The organism is Streptomyces sp. 6-11-2 (genome assembly GCF_006540305.1).
In the GTDB taxonomy this organism is placed as follows: Bacteria; Actinomycetota; Actinomycetes; order Streptomycetales; family Streptomycetaceae; genus Streptomyces.
In genome coordinates, this window is sequence record NZ_BJOR01000001.1 from 4,222,078 (window position 1) to 4,240,334 (window position 18,257).

Annotated in this window: 17 protein-coding genes; 9 read left to right on the forward strand and 8 right to left on the reverse strand. The window is 73.2% G+C overall.

From position 1 onward, the window contains the following. The first annotated feature begins 107 nt into the window (after nt 1–107). Nucleotides 108–1,499: a cystathionine beta-synthase gene (locus TNCT6_RS18545; protein ID WP_141360419.1), complete on the forward strand. Its 1,392-nt coding sequence runs from the start codon at nt 108–110 to the stop codon at nt 1,497–1,499. A gap of 470 nt (nt 1,500–1,969) precedes the next feature. On the opposite strand, the gene TNCT6_RS18550 is transcribed toward TNCT6_RS18545, so the two are convergent. Further along, nucleotides 1,970–2,407: a hypothetical protein gene (locus TNCT6_RS18550; RefSeq protein ID WP_225074834.1), complete on the reverse strand. Its 438-nt coding sequence runs from the start codon at nt 2,405–2,407 to the stop codon at nt 1,970–1,972. 295 nt (nt 2,408–2,702) lie between these two features. On the opposite strand from TNCT6_RS18550, the gene TNCT6_RS18555 reads away from it, so the two are divergent. Next, nucleotides 2,703–3,545, forward strand: a complete 843-nt coding sequence (locus TNCT6_RS18555; RefSeq protein WP_141360421.1) for a MurR/RpiR family transcriptional regulator — start codon at nt 2,703–2,705, stop codon at nt 3,543–3,545. 107 nt (nt 3,546–3,652) lie between these two features. After that, nucleotides 3,653–4,255: a hypothetical protein gene (locus tag TNCT6_RS18560; protein ID WP_141360422.1), complete on the forward strand. Its 603-nt coding sequence runs from the start codon at nt 3,653–3,655 to the stop codon at nt 4,253–4,255. Nucleotides 4,256–4,481: 226 nt separating this feature from the next. Here TNCT6_RS18560 and TNCT6_RS18565 read toward each other — a convergent pair whose 3' ends face one another. The 5 genes from TNCT6_RS18565 to TNCT6_RS18585 all read right to left on the reverse strand — a co-directional run bounded on the left by TNCT6_RS18565 (nt 4,482) and on the right by TNCT6_RS18585 (nt 8,196). Further along, the gene (locus TNCT6_RS18565) at nt 4,482–4,856 is read right to left on the reverse strand and encodes a hypothetical protein (RefSeq protein ID WP_141360423.1); all 375 of its coding nucleotides are present in this window, start codon (nt 4,854–4,856) and stop codon (nt 4,482–4,484) included. A 20-nt stretch (nt 4,857–4,876) separates the two neighbouring features. Continuing rightward, entirely contained in the window at nt 4,877–5,380 is a 504-nt protein-coding gene (locus TNCT6_RS18570; RefSeq protein ID WP_141360424.1) for a roadblock/LC7 domain-containing protein, read from the reverse strand. 13 nt (nt 5,381–5,393) lie between these two features. Further along, the gene (locus TNCT6_RS18575) at nt 5,394–6,242 is read right to left on the reverse strand and encodes a transcriptional regulator (RefSeq protein WP_141360425.1); all 849 of its coding nucleotides are present in this window, start codon (nt 6,240–6,242) and stop codon (nt 5,394–5,396) included. Then, entirely contained in the window at nt 6,239–6,631 is a 393-nt protein-coding gene (locus tag TNCT6_RS18580) for a hypothetical protein (RefSeq protein WP_141360426.1), read from the reverse strand. Before TNCT6_RS18580 ends, TNCT6_RS18575 begins: the two co-directional genes overlap by 4 nt. 167 nt (nt 6,632–6,798) lie before the next feature. Further along, the gene (locus TNCT6_RS18585; RefSeq protein WP_141360427.1) at nt 6,799–8,196 is read right to left on the reverse strand and encodes a diaminopimelate decarboxylase; all 1,398 of its coding nucleotides are present in this window, start codon (nt 8,194–8,196) and stop codon (nt 6,799–6,801) included. A gap of 181 nt (nt 8,197–8,377) precedes the next feature. Between TNCT6_RS18585 and hutU the strand changes: the two genes are divergently transcribed. The 4 genes from hutU (at nt 8,378) to hutI (ending at nt 13,912) form a co-directional block, all read left to right on the forward strand. Beyond that, nucleotides 8,378–10,042, forward strand: coding sequence for a urocanate hydratase (gene hutU / locus TNCT6_RS18590; protein WP_141360428.1), 1,665 nt, complete (start codon nt 8,378–8,380; stop codon nt 10,040–10,042). Nucleotides 10,043–10,125: 83 nt separating this feature from the next. Further along, nucleotides 10,126–11,328 carry an allantoate amidohydrolase gene (locus tag TNCT6_RS18595; RefSeq protein ID WP_216372852.1) on the forward strand — a complete coding sequence of 401 codons (1,203 nt, stop codon included), beginning with the start codon at nt 10,126–10,128 and terminating at the stop codon, nt 11,326–11,328. Further along, nucleotides 11,325–12,713, forward strand: coding sequence for a formimidoylglutamate deiminase (locus TNCT6_RS18600; RefSeq protein WP_141360430.1), 1,389 nt, complete (start codon nt 11,325–11,327; stop codon nt 12,711–12,713). Before TNCT6_RS18595 ends, TNCT6_RS18600 begins: the two co-directional genes overlap by 4 nt. A gap of 26 nt (nt 12,714–12,739) precedes the next feature. Continuing rightward, entirely contained in the window at nt 12,740–13,912 is a 1,173-nt protein-coding gene (gene hutI, locus TNCT6_RS18605) for an imidazolonepropionase (protein ID WP_141360431.1), read from the forward strand. A gap of 100 nt (nt 13,913–14,012) precedes the next feature. On the opposite strand, the gene TNCT6_RS18610 is transcribed toward hutI, so the two are convergent. Both TNCT6_RS18610 and TNCT6_RS18615 read right to left on the reverse strand, forming a co-directional pair. After that, nucleotides 14,013–15,578, reverse strand: coding sequence for an RICIN domain-containing protein (locus TNCT6_RS18610; RefSeq protein WP_141360432.1), 1,566 nt, complete (start codon nt 15,576–15,578; stop codon nt 14,013–14,015). A 270-nt stretch (nt 15,579–15,848) separates the two neighbouring features. After that, nucleotides 15,849–16,784 (reverse strand): RNA polymerase sigma factor SigF, encoded by a 936-nt coding sequence (locus tag TNCT6_RS18615; RefSeq protein ID WP_172632949.1) that lies wholly within the window; start codon nt 16,782–16,784, stop codon nt 15,849–15,851. 239 nt (nt 16,785–17,023) lie between these two features. Between TNCT6_RS18615 and TNCT6_RS18620 the strand changes: the two genes are divergently transcribed. Further along, nucleotides 17,024–17,401, forward strand: a complete 378-nt coding sequence (locus tag TNCT6_RS18620) for an STAS domain-containing protein (RefSeq protein ID WP_100571008.1) — start codon at nt 17,024–17,026, stop codon at nt 17,399–17,401. 253 nt (nt 17,402–17,654) lie between these two features. Further along, nucleotides 17,655–18,203, forward strand: a complete 549-nt coding sequence (locus tag TNCT6_RS18625; protein ID WP_141360434.1) for an ATP-binding protein — start codon at nt 17,655–17,657, stop codon at nt 18,201–18,203. Nucleotides 18,204–18,257: the final 54 nt, after the last annotated feature.

Consider the following 18,257-nt stretch of genomic DNA (forward strand, 5'->3'; position numbering starts at 1 on the left):
CGTCGTCCAATCTCGACGGGGAGTGAACGTCCACCCCGGGTGGTCCCCCCTGGCCTTAGGCTGGCGGCACACCACGACCACATCTTTTGCAGCAACCGGAGACAACGGTGCAATTCCACGACTCGATGATCAGCCTCGTCGGCAACACCCCGCTGGTGCGGCTCAACAGCGTCACCAAGGGGATCAAGGCGACCGTCCTGGCGAAGGTCGAGTACTTCAACCCCGGCGGCTCCGTGAAGGACCGCATCGCCCTGCGCATGATCGAGGCGGCCGAGCAGAGCGGGGAGCTCAAGCCCGGTGGCACCATCGTCGAGCCGACCAGTGGGAACACCGGTGTGGGACTGGCCATCGTGGCCCAGCAGAAGGGCTACAAGTGCATCTTCGTGTGCCCGGACAAGGTCTCCACGGACAAGATCAACGTGCTGCGCGCGTACGGCGCCGAAGTGGTCGTGTGCCCGACGGCCGTCGCGCCGGAGCACCCCGACTCCTACTACAACGTCTCCGACCGGCTGGTCCGTGAGACCCCCGGAGCCTGGAAGCCCGACCAGTACTCGAACCCGAACAACCCGCTGTCGCACTACCACTCCACCGGTCCCGAGCTGTGGGAGCAGACCGAGGGGCGGATCACACACTTCGTGGCCGGTGTCGGCACCGGCGGCACCATCTCCGGCACCGGCCGCTACCTGAAGGACGCCAGCGACGGCAAGGTCCAGGTCATCGGTGCCGACCCGGAGGGCTCGGTGTACTCCGGCGGCTCCGGGCGGCCCTACCTCGTCGAGGGCGTCGGTGAGGACTTCTGGCCGACCGCCTACGACCGGAGCGTGGCCGACGAGATCGTCGCCGTCTCCGACAAGGACTCCTTCCAGATGACCCGCCGCCTCGCCAAGGAGGAGGGCCTGCTGGTCGGCGGCTCCTGCGGCATGGCCGTCGTCGCGGCGCTGCGGGTGGCCGAGCGGCTCGGCCCGGACGACGTCGTGGTGGTCCTGCTGCCGGACAGCGGGCGCGGGTACCTGTCGAAGATCTTCAACGACGAGTGGATGGCCGACTACGGCTTCCTGGACGACGAGGGCCCGAGCGCCCGCGTCGGCGACGTGCTGAACGACAAGGCGGGCGGCTCCATCCCCTCCCTGGTCCACATGCACCCGGACGAGACCGTCGGCGAGGCCATCGAGGTGCTGCGTGAGTACGGCGTCTCCCAGATGCCGATCGTGAAGCCGGGCGCCGGCCACCCGGACGTCATGGCGGCCGAAGTGGTCGGCTCGGTGGTCGAGCGGGAGCTGCTGGACGCGCTGTTCACCAAGCGGGCCGCGCTGGAGGACCCGCTGGAGAAGCACATGTCGGCCCCGCTGCCCCAGGTCGGCTCCGGCGAGCCGGTCGCCGACCTGATGTCGGTGCTGGGCACGGCGGACGCGGCGATCGTGCTGGTGGAGGGCAAGCCGACCGGGGTCGTCAGCCGTCAGGACCTGCTCTCCTTCCTGGCCAAGGGCGAAAAGCACTGACACGTCGCCGCCGCGGCCGGCGTGCCGGCGGGGAACGTGCGGTGGCCCGCGGCTGAGAGGCAGTCGTGGAAACGGTACGAGCGTGTCACGTGCACGCAGCACGCGCTTAACACGCGTCCGGCACATTGGTGGACGTCGGAAGGGGCGGGGGATCGCCTCCCGGGCGCGGAGCGCCGGGGGAGGCCGTCCGCCCCGGCCGGCGCCGTGCGGCGTCGCGGACCTCCGGAGCGGCTCCCGGACCTCCATGGACGCCACGGACGCGAAGGCCCGGTCCTGACCCGGCCCGCGTCCCTCGCGGGGACCGCCGTCGTCCCGCCCCCCGGTGACGGGGGTGCGGCGGTCCCCGCGCATACGCCGTGCCCCGCGCGCGGTCGTGCCGGGGGCGCCGCCGCCGGCTCCTGCCGGGCCGGCGCGGCCGCTCGGTCCTTCCGGCCGCTCGGTCCTTCCGGCCGTTCAGTCCTTCCGGCCGCTCAGTCCTTCCAGGTGTCGTCCTCGCCGCGGTCGCGGCGGCGGCCGGTGAACAGGCCCGGGTTGGTGCGCGCGGCCTGGACGGCGTTGACGCCCACGATCCCGAACCAGGCGACGATGAGGCCGGGCAGGTGCGCGACGCCGCCGCCGATGGCGGACAGCGGCACGGCCAGTACCAGCGAGACGATGCCGAAGCCGAAGCGCTCGCCCCAGGAGTCGGTGGCCCTCGGCGAGCGGGAGCCCCGCGCCACCGTCATCTGCTGCTCGGCGAACTGCCGGCGCATCCTGCGTTCGACGGCCCCGTCGATGCGCTGGTCGACCTTCTCCAGGAACGAGTCGACCAGCGCGGACTCGTACTCCTCGCCCAGCTCCCTGCGGGCTTGCAGGGAGGCGTTGAGGTCCTTCTTCAGGTCCGTGTCCCGCGCGTCCATTCCGGTCATACGGACCAGGCTAGGGAGCCGGGTTGCCCGCCGCACTGGGGCTAGCCCCCCTGTCGGTGCGGGGGCGGGCCGCCGTCGGTGTCGCCGGGGCTGCGGCCGGCGACACCGACGGGGCCCGCTCACACTAAGCACGTCGATTGTCGCGTTCTGTGTGTGTTTGGGCGGGTTTAATGACACTTGGTCAATCCCTTGCCCTGACTGTATGACTTCATGCAGAGTTCTTGGTGTCTGAATAGAAACTGGTCGAGGAGATACCCTCCCGGGGCGTCGACGACATCTGGAGGGGGAGCACGTCATGAGCGTGACCGACAGCCCTGCCGCGCGGCTGCAGGCGCTCTTCGAGGGGCACCGGCTCACACCGACCCAGCGGCGCATCGCGCACAGCATGGTGCGGCGGGCCGCCGACGTGCCCTTCCTGTCCAGCGTCGAGCTGGCCGAACTGGCCGGGGTCAGCCAGCCGTCGGTGACCCGCTTCGCGGTCGCCCTGGGCTTCGACGGCTACCCGGCGCTGCGCCGGCACCTGCGCGAGGTCGCGCCCGCCGAGCCGGCGGCCCGGCCGGCCTCGTACAACGAGTACCAGCAGGCGGTCGAGGCCGAGATCGAGAACCTGAGGCACCTCGCTCAGGCGCTGGCCGATCCGCGGCCGGTGCGCAGGGCGGGACAGGTGCTCGCCGCCTCCCGTCCGCTGCCGGTGCTCGGCCTGCGGGCCGCGGCCGCCCAGGCCTACGGCTTCGCGTACTTCGCCGGCAAGGTCCACCCGGACGTACGGCTGCTCGACGAGGGCGGCACGATGATCCAGGACCGCATCGACGGCGCCGTACGGGCGGGCGCCTCGGCGCTGCTGTGCTTCGCGCTGCCGCGCCACCCGCGCGAGGTCGTGGACACCCTCGCCTACGCCAAGGACGCGGGGCTGACCGTCGTCACGGTCGCGGACTCGGCCTTCGCGCCGGTCGCGAAGCACTCCGACCTGCTGCTGCCCGCCGCCGTCGGTACCGGGCTCGCCTTCGACACCGCGTGCGCGCCGATGCTGCTCGGCCGGGTGCTCCTGGAGGCGATGTGCGACGACCTGCCCGACGCGCAGGCCCGCCTGGAGGAGTTCGACCAGAAGGCGGCGGCACGGGGGCTGTTCGTGGAGTGACGCCTCGTGGCGTGACGCCCGGGGCCGGGTGCTCTCAGACTCGTCTCACTCACGCTCGTTAGCCTGCCCGCCCGAACGAGGGTGCCGGGACGACGAGGAGGCAGGGCATGGCGCGCGCTGGTCGCACAGGTCGGGGAGGTCAGGGCCTGGCCCGGGTGGCCGTCGTGGTGCGGGCCGGAGCCGCGCCGCTGTGGTGGCTCGGGGTGTTCGCGGCGGGGATCGGCGTGCTGGTGCCGGGGCTGACCGGGCGCCGGATCGGGGTCCTGGCGGGGGCCGCGCTGTTCCTGGTGACGGCGGCCGTCGTGGCCTGCGCCCGGCGCCGGCGTTACCGGGCCCTGGCCCGGGGCGCCGCCCGGGCCGGACGCCACGACGTGCTCCAGGACCGGGCGGTGAGCGTCCGTGTCTGGCGCCGGGGGCACCGCTGGTGGCTCGCCCCGGCCTTCCTGGCCGCGCTGGGCGGCTCCTTCGTCCTGCCCGCGACCGGCGGCCTGCTGCTGGCCGGCGCCGGAGTGGGGCTGTGGCTCAAGGCCGCCTGGCTCGGGCGGCTGGAGCGGGCCGAGGACACACTGCTGTGGGTGCGCGTCGACTGGCTGGGCAAGCGGGGCGGGCATCCCGCGGGCAAGTCGGTGCGGGGCTACCGCGCTACCGGCCTCGCGGCGGGCGACGCGGCCCCGGGCGGAGCACGCCGCCGCACCGCGGCGCTCGGCTAGTGCTGTGACCGGAAAGGTTCACCGGCTCGCGACGCCCGGCACGGCACTCCCCCAGCCTTCGGCCGGGGGTACCCCCACGCCGCGTTGTCGCATCACCCGAGTACATCCAGTACGCGGGCAATGCTCCGCCTTGCGATGTACCGCACCGGACGCCGCGAGCTTCCCGCAAAACCTTTCCGGCCACAGCACTAGGAAAGGTCCAGGGGCCTGTCCCGGCGGGCCCGGGTCAGACCTCCAGGTCCTCCTCGATCCTCCTGAGCTGGTGGCGGGCCATCGCCAGGTTGGCCCGCTTGGCGTCGAGGACGAGGTAGAGGAACAGGCCGTTCCCACCGCGCCCGCTGATCAGGCGGATCAGGTGGTACTGGTCGCTCAGGGTGATCAGGATGTCCTCGATCTGCGCCTTGAGGCCGAGGTGCTCCATGGTGCGCATCTTGGCCCGCACGACATCCGTGTTGCCCGCGGCGGCGACGTTCAGGTCGAAACTCTTGCTGCCGCCCATCGTGCCCAGCGCCATGCCGCTGGTGTAGTCGACGAGCGCGACGCCTGTCGCTCCCTCGATGGAGGCGAGCGCTTCCTTCAGGCAGGTCTCGGTGTTGGCCATGGCCGGGTCTCCTTGTTCTGTCAACTATCAGTGGTAGTGCGCGCGTTGGTGGCAGTGGTGCGTGGCGCGCGGGTGGTTCTGGTCCGTGCGGTGCCGGTCCTGGTGGCCGGTTTCGCGGCTTTCGCGGGCGCCTTGCCGGAAGCGTCGGCCGCCTCGGCGTCGACCAGCTCCCCGATGCGGGCGCCCGCACGGCGGCCCTCCAGATGGAGGCGGCCGACGTTGACGCGGTCCTGGGCGAGCAGGGTCAGCACCGCGGTGCGGCCCGCCGCGTAGGTCGCGACATAGCCGTGGACGCCCCGCACGAGCAGTTCGCGCAGATCGCCCTGGCCGGTCATGTCCGACATGCGCACGGCGACGCCGAGCGCGGTCGCGGTGAGTGCCGCCACGCTCTCCGGCTCCACACCGGGGGTGTCGTGGGCCAGTACGAGGCCGTCGACACTGGCGGCGAGGGCGCCGGTGAGCTGGGGTACCCGGGCTCTGAGCCGGCGTAGCTCGTCCAGGATCTCGGGCTCGGCTGCTGCCATCCGGTGTCTCCTCTCAAAGGGCCTCCAGCGCATCCCTGAGCCTCTTCAGCAGCGTGATGTGGGGGTCGGTGGTGTACGCCAGCCGGTCGGCGAGCGCGGGGGTCTGTCCGGCGCCGTCCGGTACGGGCGCGTCCCGTGGCGCGACGACCGGCGCGACGAGCCCCGCGGCCGCCAGACGCCGTACGTCCACCAGGGTGTGGAACGCCTGCCGGCCCAGCTCCCGGGCCAGGTCGGTGGCCGTGCGGGTGCCGTCGACCCGCTCCAGGAGCTTCCGCTGGCGGGGCGTCAGCTTCGGTGCCGCGGCGGCGTGTGTCCGCACCAGCGGGGCGCTGTCGGGCGCGGCGTCGGGCCAGACGCGGTGCAGCAGCTCGCGGCGGCGCAGGATCCCGCGCTCCAGGGCGGCCACCGGGACCGGCAGGACGGGGCCGAGCGGGTGGGCGATGCCGTAGCGGAACCGGCCCGGGGTGCTGCTCGGGGCGAGCGCGAAGTAGGCGGCGTCGTGGAGTGCGCCCAGGTGGCACAACTCCAGGGCTCCCTCGGTCAGATGGCCGCCGTCCAGCAGCAGGCGTGCGGCGCCGCGCCGGTCGTCGGCGCGGGTGACCGCGTCCCGCCACGCCTCGGCCGTCAACGTGCCGTGGGCGGTGAGCAGCAGGTCCAGGCCGGGGCTCAGGGGGCTCTCGGCGTGCACCACACGGCCCTCGGCGAGGTGGAGCGTGCCGTGTTCGCGGACCAGGACGCCGGTGGCCTGCTCGGCGGCGAGCCGGGTCAGCATCGGCGAGAGGTCGCCCCAGGCCGTGTCCTCGGCGGCCGGCTTGCTGCGCAGCGGCAGCTGGGGTGGGGGCGGGGTGTCGACCACGGTCATCCCAGCACCAGCCGCTCGGCCATCTCTCCCAGGCGTATGCGGGCCAGGGCGAGGTTGCCCTCGGCGCGGGTCAGCCACAGGTGCAGGAACACGCTGCTGTCGAAGGACGTGTCCACGAACCGCAGCAGGTGGTAGCTGTCGCGGTTGCTGACGATCAGGTCCTCCACCGGGGGGCGCTCGCCGTCGGGGTCCTCGGCGGCGGCGAAGGCGCCGTGCTCGGCCGCCAGCCGGGCCAGTTCGGCGGCCTCCGCCGCGGTGGTCTCGTGGTCGCCGCCCGGGGACTCCCCGACGGTGCCCAGGGCAAGTCCGCTCGTCCAGTCGACCAGCGCGGCGCCTCTGGCACCGGGCAGCCGCATGGCGTCCAGTAGGCACTCGTCGATTCCGGGCACCGTTGTTCCTCTCCCACCGGGGGTTCGGCTGAGTGATGCCGACGTTACGCACGGTGTACGCCGGTGGTGAGGGTTACGGCATTTTCCGGTGGAACATGCGACCGAGGGGCTAGTGTGGGTCGACTGAACCGGGTTTCAGGCGGGTCTCGCCGTGCCTTCGGCGCGCCTCAGGAGCGCTCGGGTGCGCGCAGGGTGGTGAGCGCCGAGGCGTGCGCCCCTCCTGACTCGGCCACGATCTCCTCGACCGGCTGCGGCTCGCGCACGACCGCGAAGGCGACACCCCCGCGGCCGTCCGGGACGTAGCCGTAAACCCCGGGCCGGGGCAGGGAGTTGTAGGCGTAGTGGTGGGCGAAGTAGTAGGCCCCGGTGTCCAGCGCCGCCACGTGGTCGCCCGGTTCGAGCGGGGCGAGCGCGCGGGCCTCGGCGAGCAGGTCGCCCGCGAAGCAGGCGGGCCCGGCCACGTCCTGCACCACCTCGGGTCCCGGCTTGGGCCGCCCCTTCGCGTCGTACGCGGCCAGGCGCAGCGGCCAGGCCTCCGGCACGTAGACCGTGCGCGTCGCGACCTGCACGCCCGCGTGGGTCACGGCCACCGGCCGTCCCCCGGCGCTCTTGGTGTACTCCACCCGGGCCACCAGCGTGCCCTGCTTGGCCAGCAGCGACCGCCCGAACTCGGTCACCAGCCCGTACCGCCCCTCGCACAGCCCCGGCATCACCTCGCGCAGCAGCCGCGCGTACCGCGCGTAGGTCGGCGCGGTCGCCTCGGAGCCGAAGTTCACCGGCAGCCCGCCGCCGATGTCGAGGGTGTCGATCTGCCGCCGCCCCGCGCGCGCGTTGATCTCCTCGGCGAGTTCGTACGTCCGTGCCACGCCCTGCGCCATCAGGGAGAGCGGGATGCCCTGGGACCCGGTGTGGGCGTGCAGCCGGGTCAGCCACGGACGGTCCAGATACGCCCGCACGACCCACTCGCGGGCGCCCTCGTCACGTAGCGCCACGCCGAACTTCGAGGTCGCCGTGGCCGTCGACAGCGCCTCGATGGCACCTCCGCCGACCTGCGGATTCACCCGTATCCCGAGCGGTGAGCGAGGGGTGGTGGAGCCCACGAGGGCGTCGATGCGTCCCAGCTCCTGCGGGTTGTCCGCGTTGACGGCGATACCGAGTTCCAGCGCCTCGCGCAGTTCGGCAGGCGTCTTGGCGGGTGAGTCCAGCACGGTACGGGCGGGCGGCACCCCGGCCGCCCGCGCCAGCGCCAGTTCCCCCGGGCTCGCCACCTCGGCGCCGATGCCCTCCTCGTGCAGCAGCCGCAGGACGGGCACGAGCGGGGTCGCCTTGACGGCGAAGGCGTGCAGCACCGGAGTCCCCGGCGCCAGCACCGCCTCGAACGCCGCCCGGAGCGCCGTCGCGGACTCCCGGATGCCGGTGACGTCGAGCAGGCCCACGATGGGGGAGCCGAGGCCGAGCAGCCCCTGCGCCACCGCGGCCCGCACCGCCTCGTCCCGTCGTACCGCCCGCCCGCGGTCCGCCTCGCCGATCCTGTCGCCGTGGTTCTGGCCCATGCCGTCGTCCATGCCGCGCCCCCGGTCTCGTCGGAGTGTCTCCAGGTCCTGCCTTCCTGACCTGGAGCGGGCCAAACATGAGCCGGTCGTGCGGCCCGGCCCGTGCACGCGTATTGACTAGCTCTATTCATCGCGCCAGGATGTGAATAGTCGCAGAAATAATCCGCCGGGAGCACCCACCAGGAGGCAGACCATGTCAGGACCCCGCCCCGTACGAGCGCCGCGCGGTACGGAACTGAGCGCCCTGGGATGGCAGCAGGAAGCCGCCCTGCGGATGCTCCAGAACAACCTCGACCCCGAGGTCGCCGAGCACCCCGACAAGCTCGTCGTCTACGGCGGCACCGGCAAGGCGGCCCGCGACTGGCGCTCCTTCGACGCCATGGTCCGCACGCTGAGGACCCTCAAGGCCGACGAGACCATGCTCGTCCAGTCCGGCCGCCCGGTCGGCGTCATGCAGACCCACGAGTGGGCCCCGCGCGTGCTGCTGGCCAACTCCAACCTCGTCGGCGACTGGGCCAACTGGGAGGAGTTCCGCCGCCTGGAGGCCCTCGGCCTGACGATGTACGGCCAGATGACCGCCGGCTCCTGGATCTACATCGGCACCCAGGGCATCCTCCAGGGCACCTACGAGACCTTCGCCGCCGTCGCCGCGAAGAAGTTCGGCGGCACGCTCGCCGGGACGATCACCCTGACCGCCGGCCTCGGCGGCATGGGCGGCGCCCAGCCCCTCGCCGTCACCATGAACGACGGCGTGGCCATCTGCATCGACTGCGACCCGCGCGCCATCGAGCGGCGCATCGAGCACCGCTACCTCGACGTGAAGGCCGACTCCCTGGAGCAGGCCCTCCAACTGGCCGTGGAGGCGCGCGACCAGCGCAAGGCCCTGTCCATCGGCGTCCTGGGCAACGCGGCCGAGCTCGTCCCGCAGCTGCTCGCGATGAGCGCGCCCATCGACATCGTCACCGACCAGACCTCCGCCCACGACCCGCTGGCCTACCTCCCGCTGGGCGTCGACTTCGAGGACATGGCCGACGCCGCCGCCAAGGACCCGGCCGGCTTCACCACCCGGGCCCGCGAGGCCATGGCCCGGCACGTCGAGGCCATGGTCGGCTTCATGGACGCCGGCGCCGAGGTCTTCGACTACGGCAACTCGATCCGCGGCGAGGCCCAGCTCGCCGGGTACGAGCGGGCGTTCGCCTTCCCCGGGTTCGTCCCCGCCTACATCCGGCCGCTGTTCTGCGAGGGCAAGGGCCCGTTCCGCTGGGCCGCGCTGTCGGGTGAGGCGTCCGACATCGCCAAGACCGACAAGGCGATCCTGGACCTGTTCCCCGAGAACGAGTCCCTGGCGCGCTGGATCAAGCTGGCCGGCGAGCGCGTCCACTTCCAGGGCCTGCCCGCTCGCATCTGCTGGCTCGGCTACGGCGAGCGCGACAAGGCGGGCGAGCGGTTCAACGACATGGTCGCGAGCGGTGAGCTCCAGGCGCCGATCGTGATCGGCCGCGACCACCTCGACTGCGGCTCCGTCGCCTCCCCGTACCGGGAGACCGAGGCCATGCTCGACGGCTCCGACGCGATCGCCGACTGGCCGCTGCTGAACGCGATGGTGAACGTGGCGTCGGGCGCGTCCTGGGTGTCGATCCACCACGGTGGCGGCGTCGGCATGGGACGGTCCATCCACGCCGGCCAGGTGACGGTCGCCGACGGCACCGCGCTCGCCGGGGAGAAGATCCGGCGGGTGCTCACCAACGACCCCGGCATGGGCGTGATCCGGCACGTGGACGCCGGGTACGACATCGCGGAGTCGGTGGCCGGCGAACGCGGGGTGCGCGTGCCCATGCGCGAGGGTGAGGAGGCGTGACGCGGCATCCGGCCGATTCGAGCGAGGTCCGCCCGGCCGCGACGCGGACCCCGACGCCCGCCGTGGGCGACTCCTTCCACACGATGTGGCGGGAGCTGCTCCCCGTCGGGCGCCACCCCGAGTCCGGTGGCTACCGGCGATTCGCCTGGACCGCGGCCGACGCCGAGTGCCGGGCCTGGTTCCGGCGGCAGGCCGAGGACCGCGGGCTGGCCTACGAGGTCGACCGCAACGGCAACCAGTGGGCCTGGCTCGGGGACCCCGCGGCCGGGGACGCCGTGGTCACCGGGTCGCACCTCGACTCCGTGCCCGACGGCGGGGCCTTCGACGGGCCCCTGGGCGTCGTGTCCTCCTTCGCCGCCCTCGACGAACTGCGCGGCCGGAACGCGCGGTTCACCAAGCCGCTGGCCGTCGTCAACTTCGGTGACGAGGAGGGCGCCCGGTTCGGGCTGGCCTGCACCGGCTCGCGGCTGACCGCCGGGCAGCTCACCGTCGAGCAGGCGCACCGGCTCACCGACGCCGACGGAGTCACGCTGGCCAGGGCCATGGAGGCCGCCGGGTACGACCCCGACGCCATCGGCCCCGACCCGGAGCGGCTCGCGCGCATCGGCGCCTTCGTCGAACTGCACGTCGAGCAGGGACGCGCCCTCGACCTGACCGGCGACCCCGTCGGCGTGGCCAGCGCCATCTGGCCGCACGGGCGGTGGCGGTTCGACTTCCGGGGCGAGGCCAACCACGCGGGCACCACCCGGCTCGTCGACCGGCGCGACCCGATGCTGTCGTACGCCGAGACCGTGCTCGCCGCCCGGCACGAGGCGACGCTCGCCGGTGCCGTCGCCACCTTCGGCAAGATCGCCGTCGAGCCGAACGGCGTCAACGCGATCCCGTCCCTGGTGCGCGGCTGGCTCGACTCCCGCGCCGCCGACCAGGCGACCCTGGACACCGTGGTCACCGGTGTCGAGAAGGCGGCCCGCGAGTACGCCGCGGCGCACGGCGTCGACCTGGACGTGGTCCGCGAGTCCTTCACGCCCGTCGTCGAGTTCGACCACACCCTGCGCGACGAGCTCGCCCGTCTCCTGGGCACGGACACCGACCTGAAGGTGCCGGTGCTCGGCACGGGTGCCGGACACGACGCCGGAATCCTGTCCGGGAGCGTCCCGACCGCCATGCTGTTCGTGCGCAACCCCACCGGTGTCTCGCACTCCCCGGCCGAGTTCGCGGCCGAGGACGACTGTGTGGCCGGGGTGCGCGCGCTCGCCGACGTACTGGAAGGGCTGGCCTGCACGTGACCCCCACCGAGCAGACGCGGACGTACTGGCTGGAGCAGGCCTGGCACGGCACCCTTCCCCAAGCTCTCGACGGCGCTCGAGCAGGGGGGACCCCCATCGAGCCGGGCGTGGCGCTCGACGTGCGCGGCGGCCGCATCGCGGCCGTCCGCACCGGCGTGCCCGTCCCGCCCATGGGAGCCGAGGTGCTGCGGGGACTCACGATCCCGGGACTCGCCAACGCGCACAGCCACGCCTTCCACCGGGCTCTGCGCGGCACCGTCCAGGTCGGCTCCGGGACGTTCTGGACCTGGCGCGAGGTCATGTACGCCACCGCCGACCGGCTCACCCCCGAGACGTACCACGCGCTGGCCCGCGCGGTGTACGCCGAGATGGCGCTGGCCGGCATCACCGCCGTCGGCGAGTTCCACTACGTCCACCACGCTCCGGGAGGCGCCCGGTACGCCGACCCGAACGCGATGGGCGAGGCCCTGATCGAGGCCGCTGCCGAAGCCGGAATCCGCATCACCCTCCTCGACACCTGCTACCTGGCCGCCGGATTCGGTCAGCCGCCCGACACCCACCAGCTCCGCTTCTCCGACGGGACGGCCGAGGCCTGGGCCGAACGCTGTTCAGTTCTCAAGGAACGGGATCACGCGCGGATCGGTGCCGCCGTGCACTCCGTACGGGCCGTGCCCGCGCGGGAACTGGCGACGGTGGCGCGGTGGGCCGAGGAGCGGCGGGCCCCGCTCCATGTGCACCTGTCGGAGCAGACCGCCGAGAACGACGCCTGCCAGGCCGCCCACGGCTGCACCCCGGCCCGGCTGCTGGCCGACCACGGCGTCCTCGGCCCGCGCACGACCGGCGTGCACAACACCCACCTGACCGACGAGGACATCGCCCTGCTCGGCGGATCCGGCACCGGCACCTGCATGTGTCCGACCACCGAGCGGGACCTGGCCGACGGCATCGGGCCCGCCGTCGCCCTCCAGCGCGCCGGCTCCCCGCTCTCCCTGGGCTCCGACAGCCACGCCGTCGTCGACCTGCTCGAAGAGGCCCGCGCGATGGAGCTGAACGAGCGGCTGCGCACCCGCACCCGCGGCCACTGGACGGCCGCGGCCCTGCTGCGGGCCGCCACCGCCGACGGACACGCCGCCCTCGGCTGGTCCGACGCCGGCAGCCTCACCCCCGGCGCCCGCGCCGACTTCACGACGATCGCGCTGGACTCGGTCAGGACAGCGGGGACGCTGCCCAGGCTCGGCGCCGAGACGGCCGTATTCGCGGCGACCGCCGCGGACGTACGCCATACGGTCGTGGCCGGTCGGCACATCGTGCGGGACGGCGCCCACACCCTCGTACCGGACGTGCCGTCGGCGCTGGCAGGCGCCGTCCAGGCACTGCGCGGCTGAATTTCCCCGTCACCCCTGAGGACACCATGAGCAGCACCGCCATCACCAACATCGCCACGCTGGTCACCAACGACCCCTCCCTCGGTGACGGATCCCCCCTCGGACTGATCCGGGACGCGGCCGTCGTCATCGAGGGCGACCGCGTCGCGTGGACCGGTGAATCCAGCAAAGCACCCGCCACTGACAACCGGGTCGACGCCGGCGGCCGGGCGGTGATCCCCGGCTTCGTCGACTCCCACTCCCACCTGGTCTTCGCGGGCGACCGCACCGAGGAGTTCAACGCCCGCATGTCCGGCCGGGCCTACAGCGCGGGCGGCATCCGCACCACGGTCGCCGCCACCCGCGCCGCCACCGACGCGGAGCTGGAGGCCAACCTCACCCACTACCTCGCCGAGGCCCTGCGCCAGGGCACGACCACGTTCGAGACCAAGTCCGGCTACGGCCTCACCGTCGCCGACGAGGCCCGCGCCCTGCGCATCGCCGCCGCGCACACCGACGAGGTCACCTACCTCGGCGCCCACATCGTCTCCCCGGACTACGCCGAGGACCCCGCGGCGTACGTCGCCCTGGTCACCGGGGAGATGCTGGACGCCTGCGCCCCGCACGCCCGCTGGGTCGACGTCTTCTGCGAGAAGGGCGCCTTCGACGGCGACCAGGCCCGCGCGATCCTCACCGCGGGCAAGGCCAAGGGCCTGCTCCCGCGCATCCACGCCAACCAGCTCACCTACGGCCCCGGCGTCCAGCTCGCCGTCGAACTGGACGCGGCCAGCGCCGACCACTGCACCCACCTGACCGACGCGGACGTGGACGCGCTGGCGAACGGGAACACGGTCGCCACGCTCCTGCCCGGCGCCGAGTTCTCCACCCGCGCCCAGTGGCCCGACGCCCGCCGCCTCCTCGACGCGGGTGTCACGGTGGCCCTGTCCACCGACTGCAACCCCGGCTCGTCCTTCACCTCCTCGGTGCCCTTCTGCGTCGCGCTCGCCGTACGGGACATGGGCATGACCCCGGACGAGGCGGTCTGGGCGGCGACGGCGGGCGGTGCGAGGGCCCTGCGCCGCGACGATGTCGGCCGTCTGTCCCCGGGCGCCCGCGCCGACCTCGCCGTCCTGGACGCGCCCAGCCACGTCCACCTGGCCTACCGGCCGGGCGTTCCGCTGGTCACCCAGGTCTGGCGGCGCGGCGTACGCGAGGTCTGAGCAGGGCCTGTCCGGCGGACCGGGCCGCGGGCGGCCGACGGAAGGCGCCCCGCCGGCCGTCCGGATTCCCGTCCGGATTCCCGTCCGGGTCCGGGGCCCGTCAGGCGCTGCCCGCCCGCCACTTCTGCGCCGTACCTCCGCCGCGCGGGTCGAGGGAGACGTAGCCGTCCGGGTGCGGGGTGAGGGCGGCCCCGGCGGCGATGGCCGGGACGATCACGCCGTCCGGGTCGACGGTGAAGCGCAGATTGCGCCCGTTCCTGCCGTCGACCGACGAGCACTTCCAGATGCCGACGCCGTTGTCCACCGAGCCGCGGCTGTCCAGGCAGAATTCGGGGTCCGCCGCCGACTGGAGCACCTGGCGTGAGGCGTCGAACCGCCAGCGCTGGCTGGACGCGGACCCGCACGGAGCGGTGACGACGTCCGTGCCGTTGCCGAAGTCGCCGGCCACGTCCAGGCAGAGGCCCGAGGCGGCGTTCACCACCTGCGCGTAGGCCGGGCCGGGCGGATGCACCGGCGAGGGCGACGGGCCGGGCGGCGGCTTCGGGTGCGCCGTCCGGGAGTGGCGCGGCGTCGGTTCGGGGGCCGGATGCCGGGAGGGCGGCCGGGAGGTCGCTGACGGGGAGGGCGCGGGCGGGGGCGCCGACACCGTGGCCGTCACCGTGACCCGCACCGGCGGCGTGGGCACGGGCACCGCGCCCGCCGCCCGCTGGTGCGGTGTGCCGTCGTTCGAGGTGAGCAGGAACAGCAGCAGCGGCGTGAGGGCCATGCCGAGCGCCGCCGAGGCCAGCGCGTAGCGGCGGGAGGGCGGCCAGGCGGAGGGCCGCGCCCGGGCCCCCGGCGGCGGATCGGCCGGACGCTGTGCGACGTAGGCGGCGCCACCCCAGGGCAGCAGGCCCTCGGCCAGCGTGGTGCGTGGGTGGTCGCGCAGGGCGGACTGCTCCTCGAAAGCGGCGGAGCAGTGGTCGCAGCGCGCCATGTGGGTGTGCAGGTCCAGGCTCGCGCGGGGGTGGTCCGGTCGTACCGCCTCCTCGATGAGCCGGCGGAAGTCGCCGCAGCGCGGGTCGTCCGACGCGGCCAGACGTGCCCTCAGACAGGCCTGGGCCAATGCCTTGAGCGCCTGCGGGGTGTCGTGCACCACGTCCTGGCGGGTGAGACCGAGGAACCCGGCGGTCCGCTCCTCGGGTTCCTGCTCCACGATCCCGTACCAGACCAGGCCCTGGACGCGGGTCGGCAGCGACCGGAAGGCGGCGAGCAGGGGCGGTACGGAGCCCTCGGGGCCGGCCGTGTTCAGGACCAGCAACAGCCCGGCGTCCACGCCGCCGGACCGCTCGTCGCGCGCCCAGGCGGCGGTCAGCCGGGCGGTGAGCAGTAGCAGGCGCAGCCGGACCGGTACGCCCGGCTCCGCACCGCGCGCCGTCGCGCGGGCGGCGAGGGTGAAGGCCTGCGCCGCGAGCCGGCGGGCCGCCGGCTCGCCGGCGGTGCAGTGCCGGGCGTGGGCGAGGACCCGGGGCAGGTGGCGGGCGCGCAGTTCGCGCAGCGCCGGACAGACGGTCGCGGTGTCGGCGCGCAGCAGTTCGGTGAGCCGTGCGTCGGAGGCGTCCGCGTGCGGTCCGCCGCCCGTGTCCCCGGTCTCGACGCCGTCGTCGCTCCCGTCGGCCCGAGCCATTGACCAGCCCTCCTCGCACCCCGGTGGCACGGCCGGACTCCGGACGTACCGGCCGGTATGGGGTTGACCCATAGTGGGGGAAGCGGGCCCCGGGGGAAAGAGGTTGCTCAGGGTTTTCCGGGGTAACGGCGCCACGGCGGCGGGCTTCTCGGCGATGCCCCGCACGTGCCCCGCACGTGCCCCGGACGTGCCGAGGCGCTGGGGGCGGCGGTCCGCCCGGCGCCACCGACGGCACCGGACGGAAACGTCCCCCTTCACCTCGTCACGCCGTCACTCTTCGAGTGTCAGGCCCTTGCGCAGTTGTCCGAGCGTCCGGGAGAGCAGCCGGGAGACGTGCATCTGCGAGATGCCGAGTTCCTCGCCGATCTCCGACTGGGTCATATTGGCCACGAACCGCAGGGACAGGATCTTCCGGTCCCGGGAGGGCAGTTGGGCGATCAGCGGCTTCAACGCCTCGACGTACTCGATGCCTTCGAGCCCGTGGTCCTCGTAGCCGATGCGGTCCGCGAGGGCGCCCTCGGAGTCGTCCTCCTCGGGCTGGGCGTCCAGCGACGACGCGGTGTAGGCGTTCGAGGCGGCCATGCCTTCCACCACCTCGTCGTTGGACAGGCCGAGGTGCTCGGCGAGTTCGGCGACCGTCGGGGCGCGATCGAGCCGCTGGGCCAGTTCGTCACCGGCCTTGGCGAGGTCGAGGCGCAGTTCCTGGAGCCGGCGCGGGACGCGCACGGACCACGAGGTGTCGCGGAAGAAGCGCTTGATCTCCCCGATGATGGTGGGCATCGCGAACGTCGGGAACTCCACGCCCCGGGACAGTTCGAACCGGTCGATCGCCTTGATCAGGCCGATGGTGCCGACCTGGATGATGTCCTCCATCGGCTCGCTGCGGGAGCGGAAGCGGGAGGCGGCGAACTTGACGAGCGCGAGGTTCAGCTCGACGAGCGTGTTGCGGACGTACGAGTAGGCGTGGGTGCCTTCCTCGAGGGACTCCAGCCGCTCGAAGAGGGCCTTGGACAAGGCCCGGGCGTCGTCGGGGGCCACTTCGTCGTACGGGGGGATGTCCGGGAGTCCGGCCAGTGCGTCGGCCTGATCGGCCCGCTCGGCGCGTACGTCGTGGAACTCGATGGGATCCAGGTGCTCCGCTGGGGATGCCGACGTCGCCATCTGGGTATGCGATGCGTCGAGCCGGGGTGACATGATGTCCTCCATCGTTCTCGGCATAAGGCTGCCGAAGCCAATTCGTGCACTGCGGTGTGCGGCGCCTCCAAAGCCGGCCGTGTCGGGTGCGGGTCTCTACTAGCCCTACCCGCTTTCCCAACACCGCCGCAAGTTCCTTGTGTGGGGGTATGTCCGTTTGTGTGCGGATGTTCGGCTGTCGGAGCGGTGAGGGAAGGCGTAGTGTTCGAGGGCGTCAGTCAGCAGCCAAGACCCCGGGAGAGAGAGACGGCATGGACCGCGGGACGGTCGGCAGCGCACAGTCGGGCCGGCTTCTGGTGGAGGTGCGGCAAGAGGGCTCCAGTGCCGTCGTGACGCCGGCGGGTGAGCTCGATCACCACACGGCCGACCTGCTGCGCGAACCACTCGAGGAGTGCCTCGACAAGGGGCGCTCGCGCCTGGTGGTGGACTGTTCACGCCTGGAGTTCTGCGACTCCACGGGGCTGAACGTGCTGCTGGGCGCGCGGCTGAAGGCGGAGGCGGCCGGAGGGGGTGTGCATCTGGCCGGGATGCTGCCGGTGGTGGCCCGCGTGTTCGAGATCACAGGGGCGGATGCGGTCTTCACCGTGCACGACTCCCTGGAGGATGCCCTGGCCGACGAGGCCGGCTGAGCCGGCCTCGGGTTCGTCGACGTGCCCCTTCCGTGTTCAGCGCCCGGCGTATGCCGGGCGCACGCGCGGCGGGCCGAAAACGGGGGTGTTCCCCCCGATCGGTCGGGCAGGAGACATCCTGAGTGGATCGGTCGCCCTCGCGGGCGCCGGCGACCGGGGCTCCGGCGTGTGTACGGACGTACCGACCGTGTACGTGTGAAGTGACTGGTGACTTTTGAATCGTGAACTGGTGAATCGGTGAGGTGAAGCGCTGATGAGCACCACCCGGCCTTACTCGCCGGGCGACCGCGGCCCGGAGCCCAGCGGCGCTTCCGGGACGTCCGAGGGGGACGCGCCGACGGGCGCGGTACCCACAGGGGGTGCGACGGCCGTGCCGGCGGCCCCCTCCGGGAGTCGCCAGATCCGCAGGCTGAGCTTCGACGGCGAGAGCGGCGTCGTGCCGCTCGCCCGCGACTTCACCCGCCAGGCGCTGTACGCGTGGGGCTGGCTGCCCGCCGCGACCGCCGACCAGCGGGCCGCCGCCGAGGACGTACTCCTCGTCGTCTCCGAACTGGTCACCAACGCCTGCCTGCACGCCGAGGGCCCCGACCAGCTGGAGATCACCTGCGACAACAAGGTGATCCGCATCGAGGTCTCCGACCGCGGCACCGGCCAGCCCGCCCCGCGCACCCCGCACCGCGCCGGCCGCCCCGGTGGCCACGGCATGTTCATCGTCCAGCGGCTGTGCCTGGACTGGGGTGTCGTGCGCGCCCCCGGCGCCCCCGGCAAGAGAGTGTGGGCCGAGCTGGGGGCACCCGCCTGAGCGCGGAGCCGCTCGGCAAGGCCCGACGGCGACCGCGACACCAGGAACGCGACA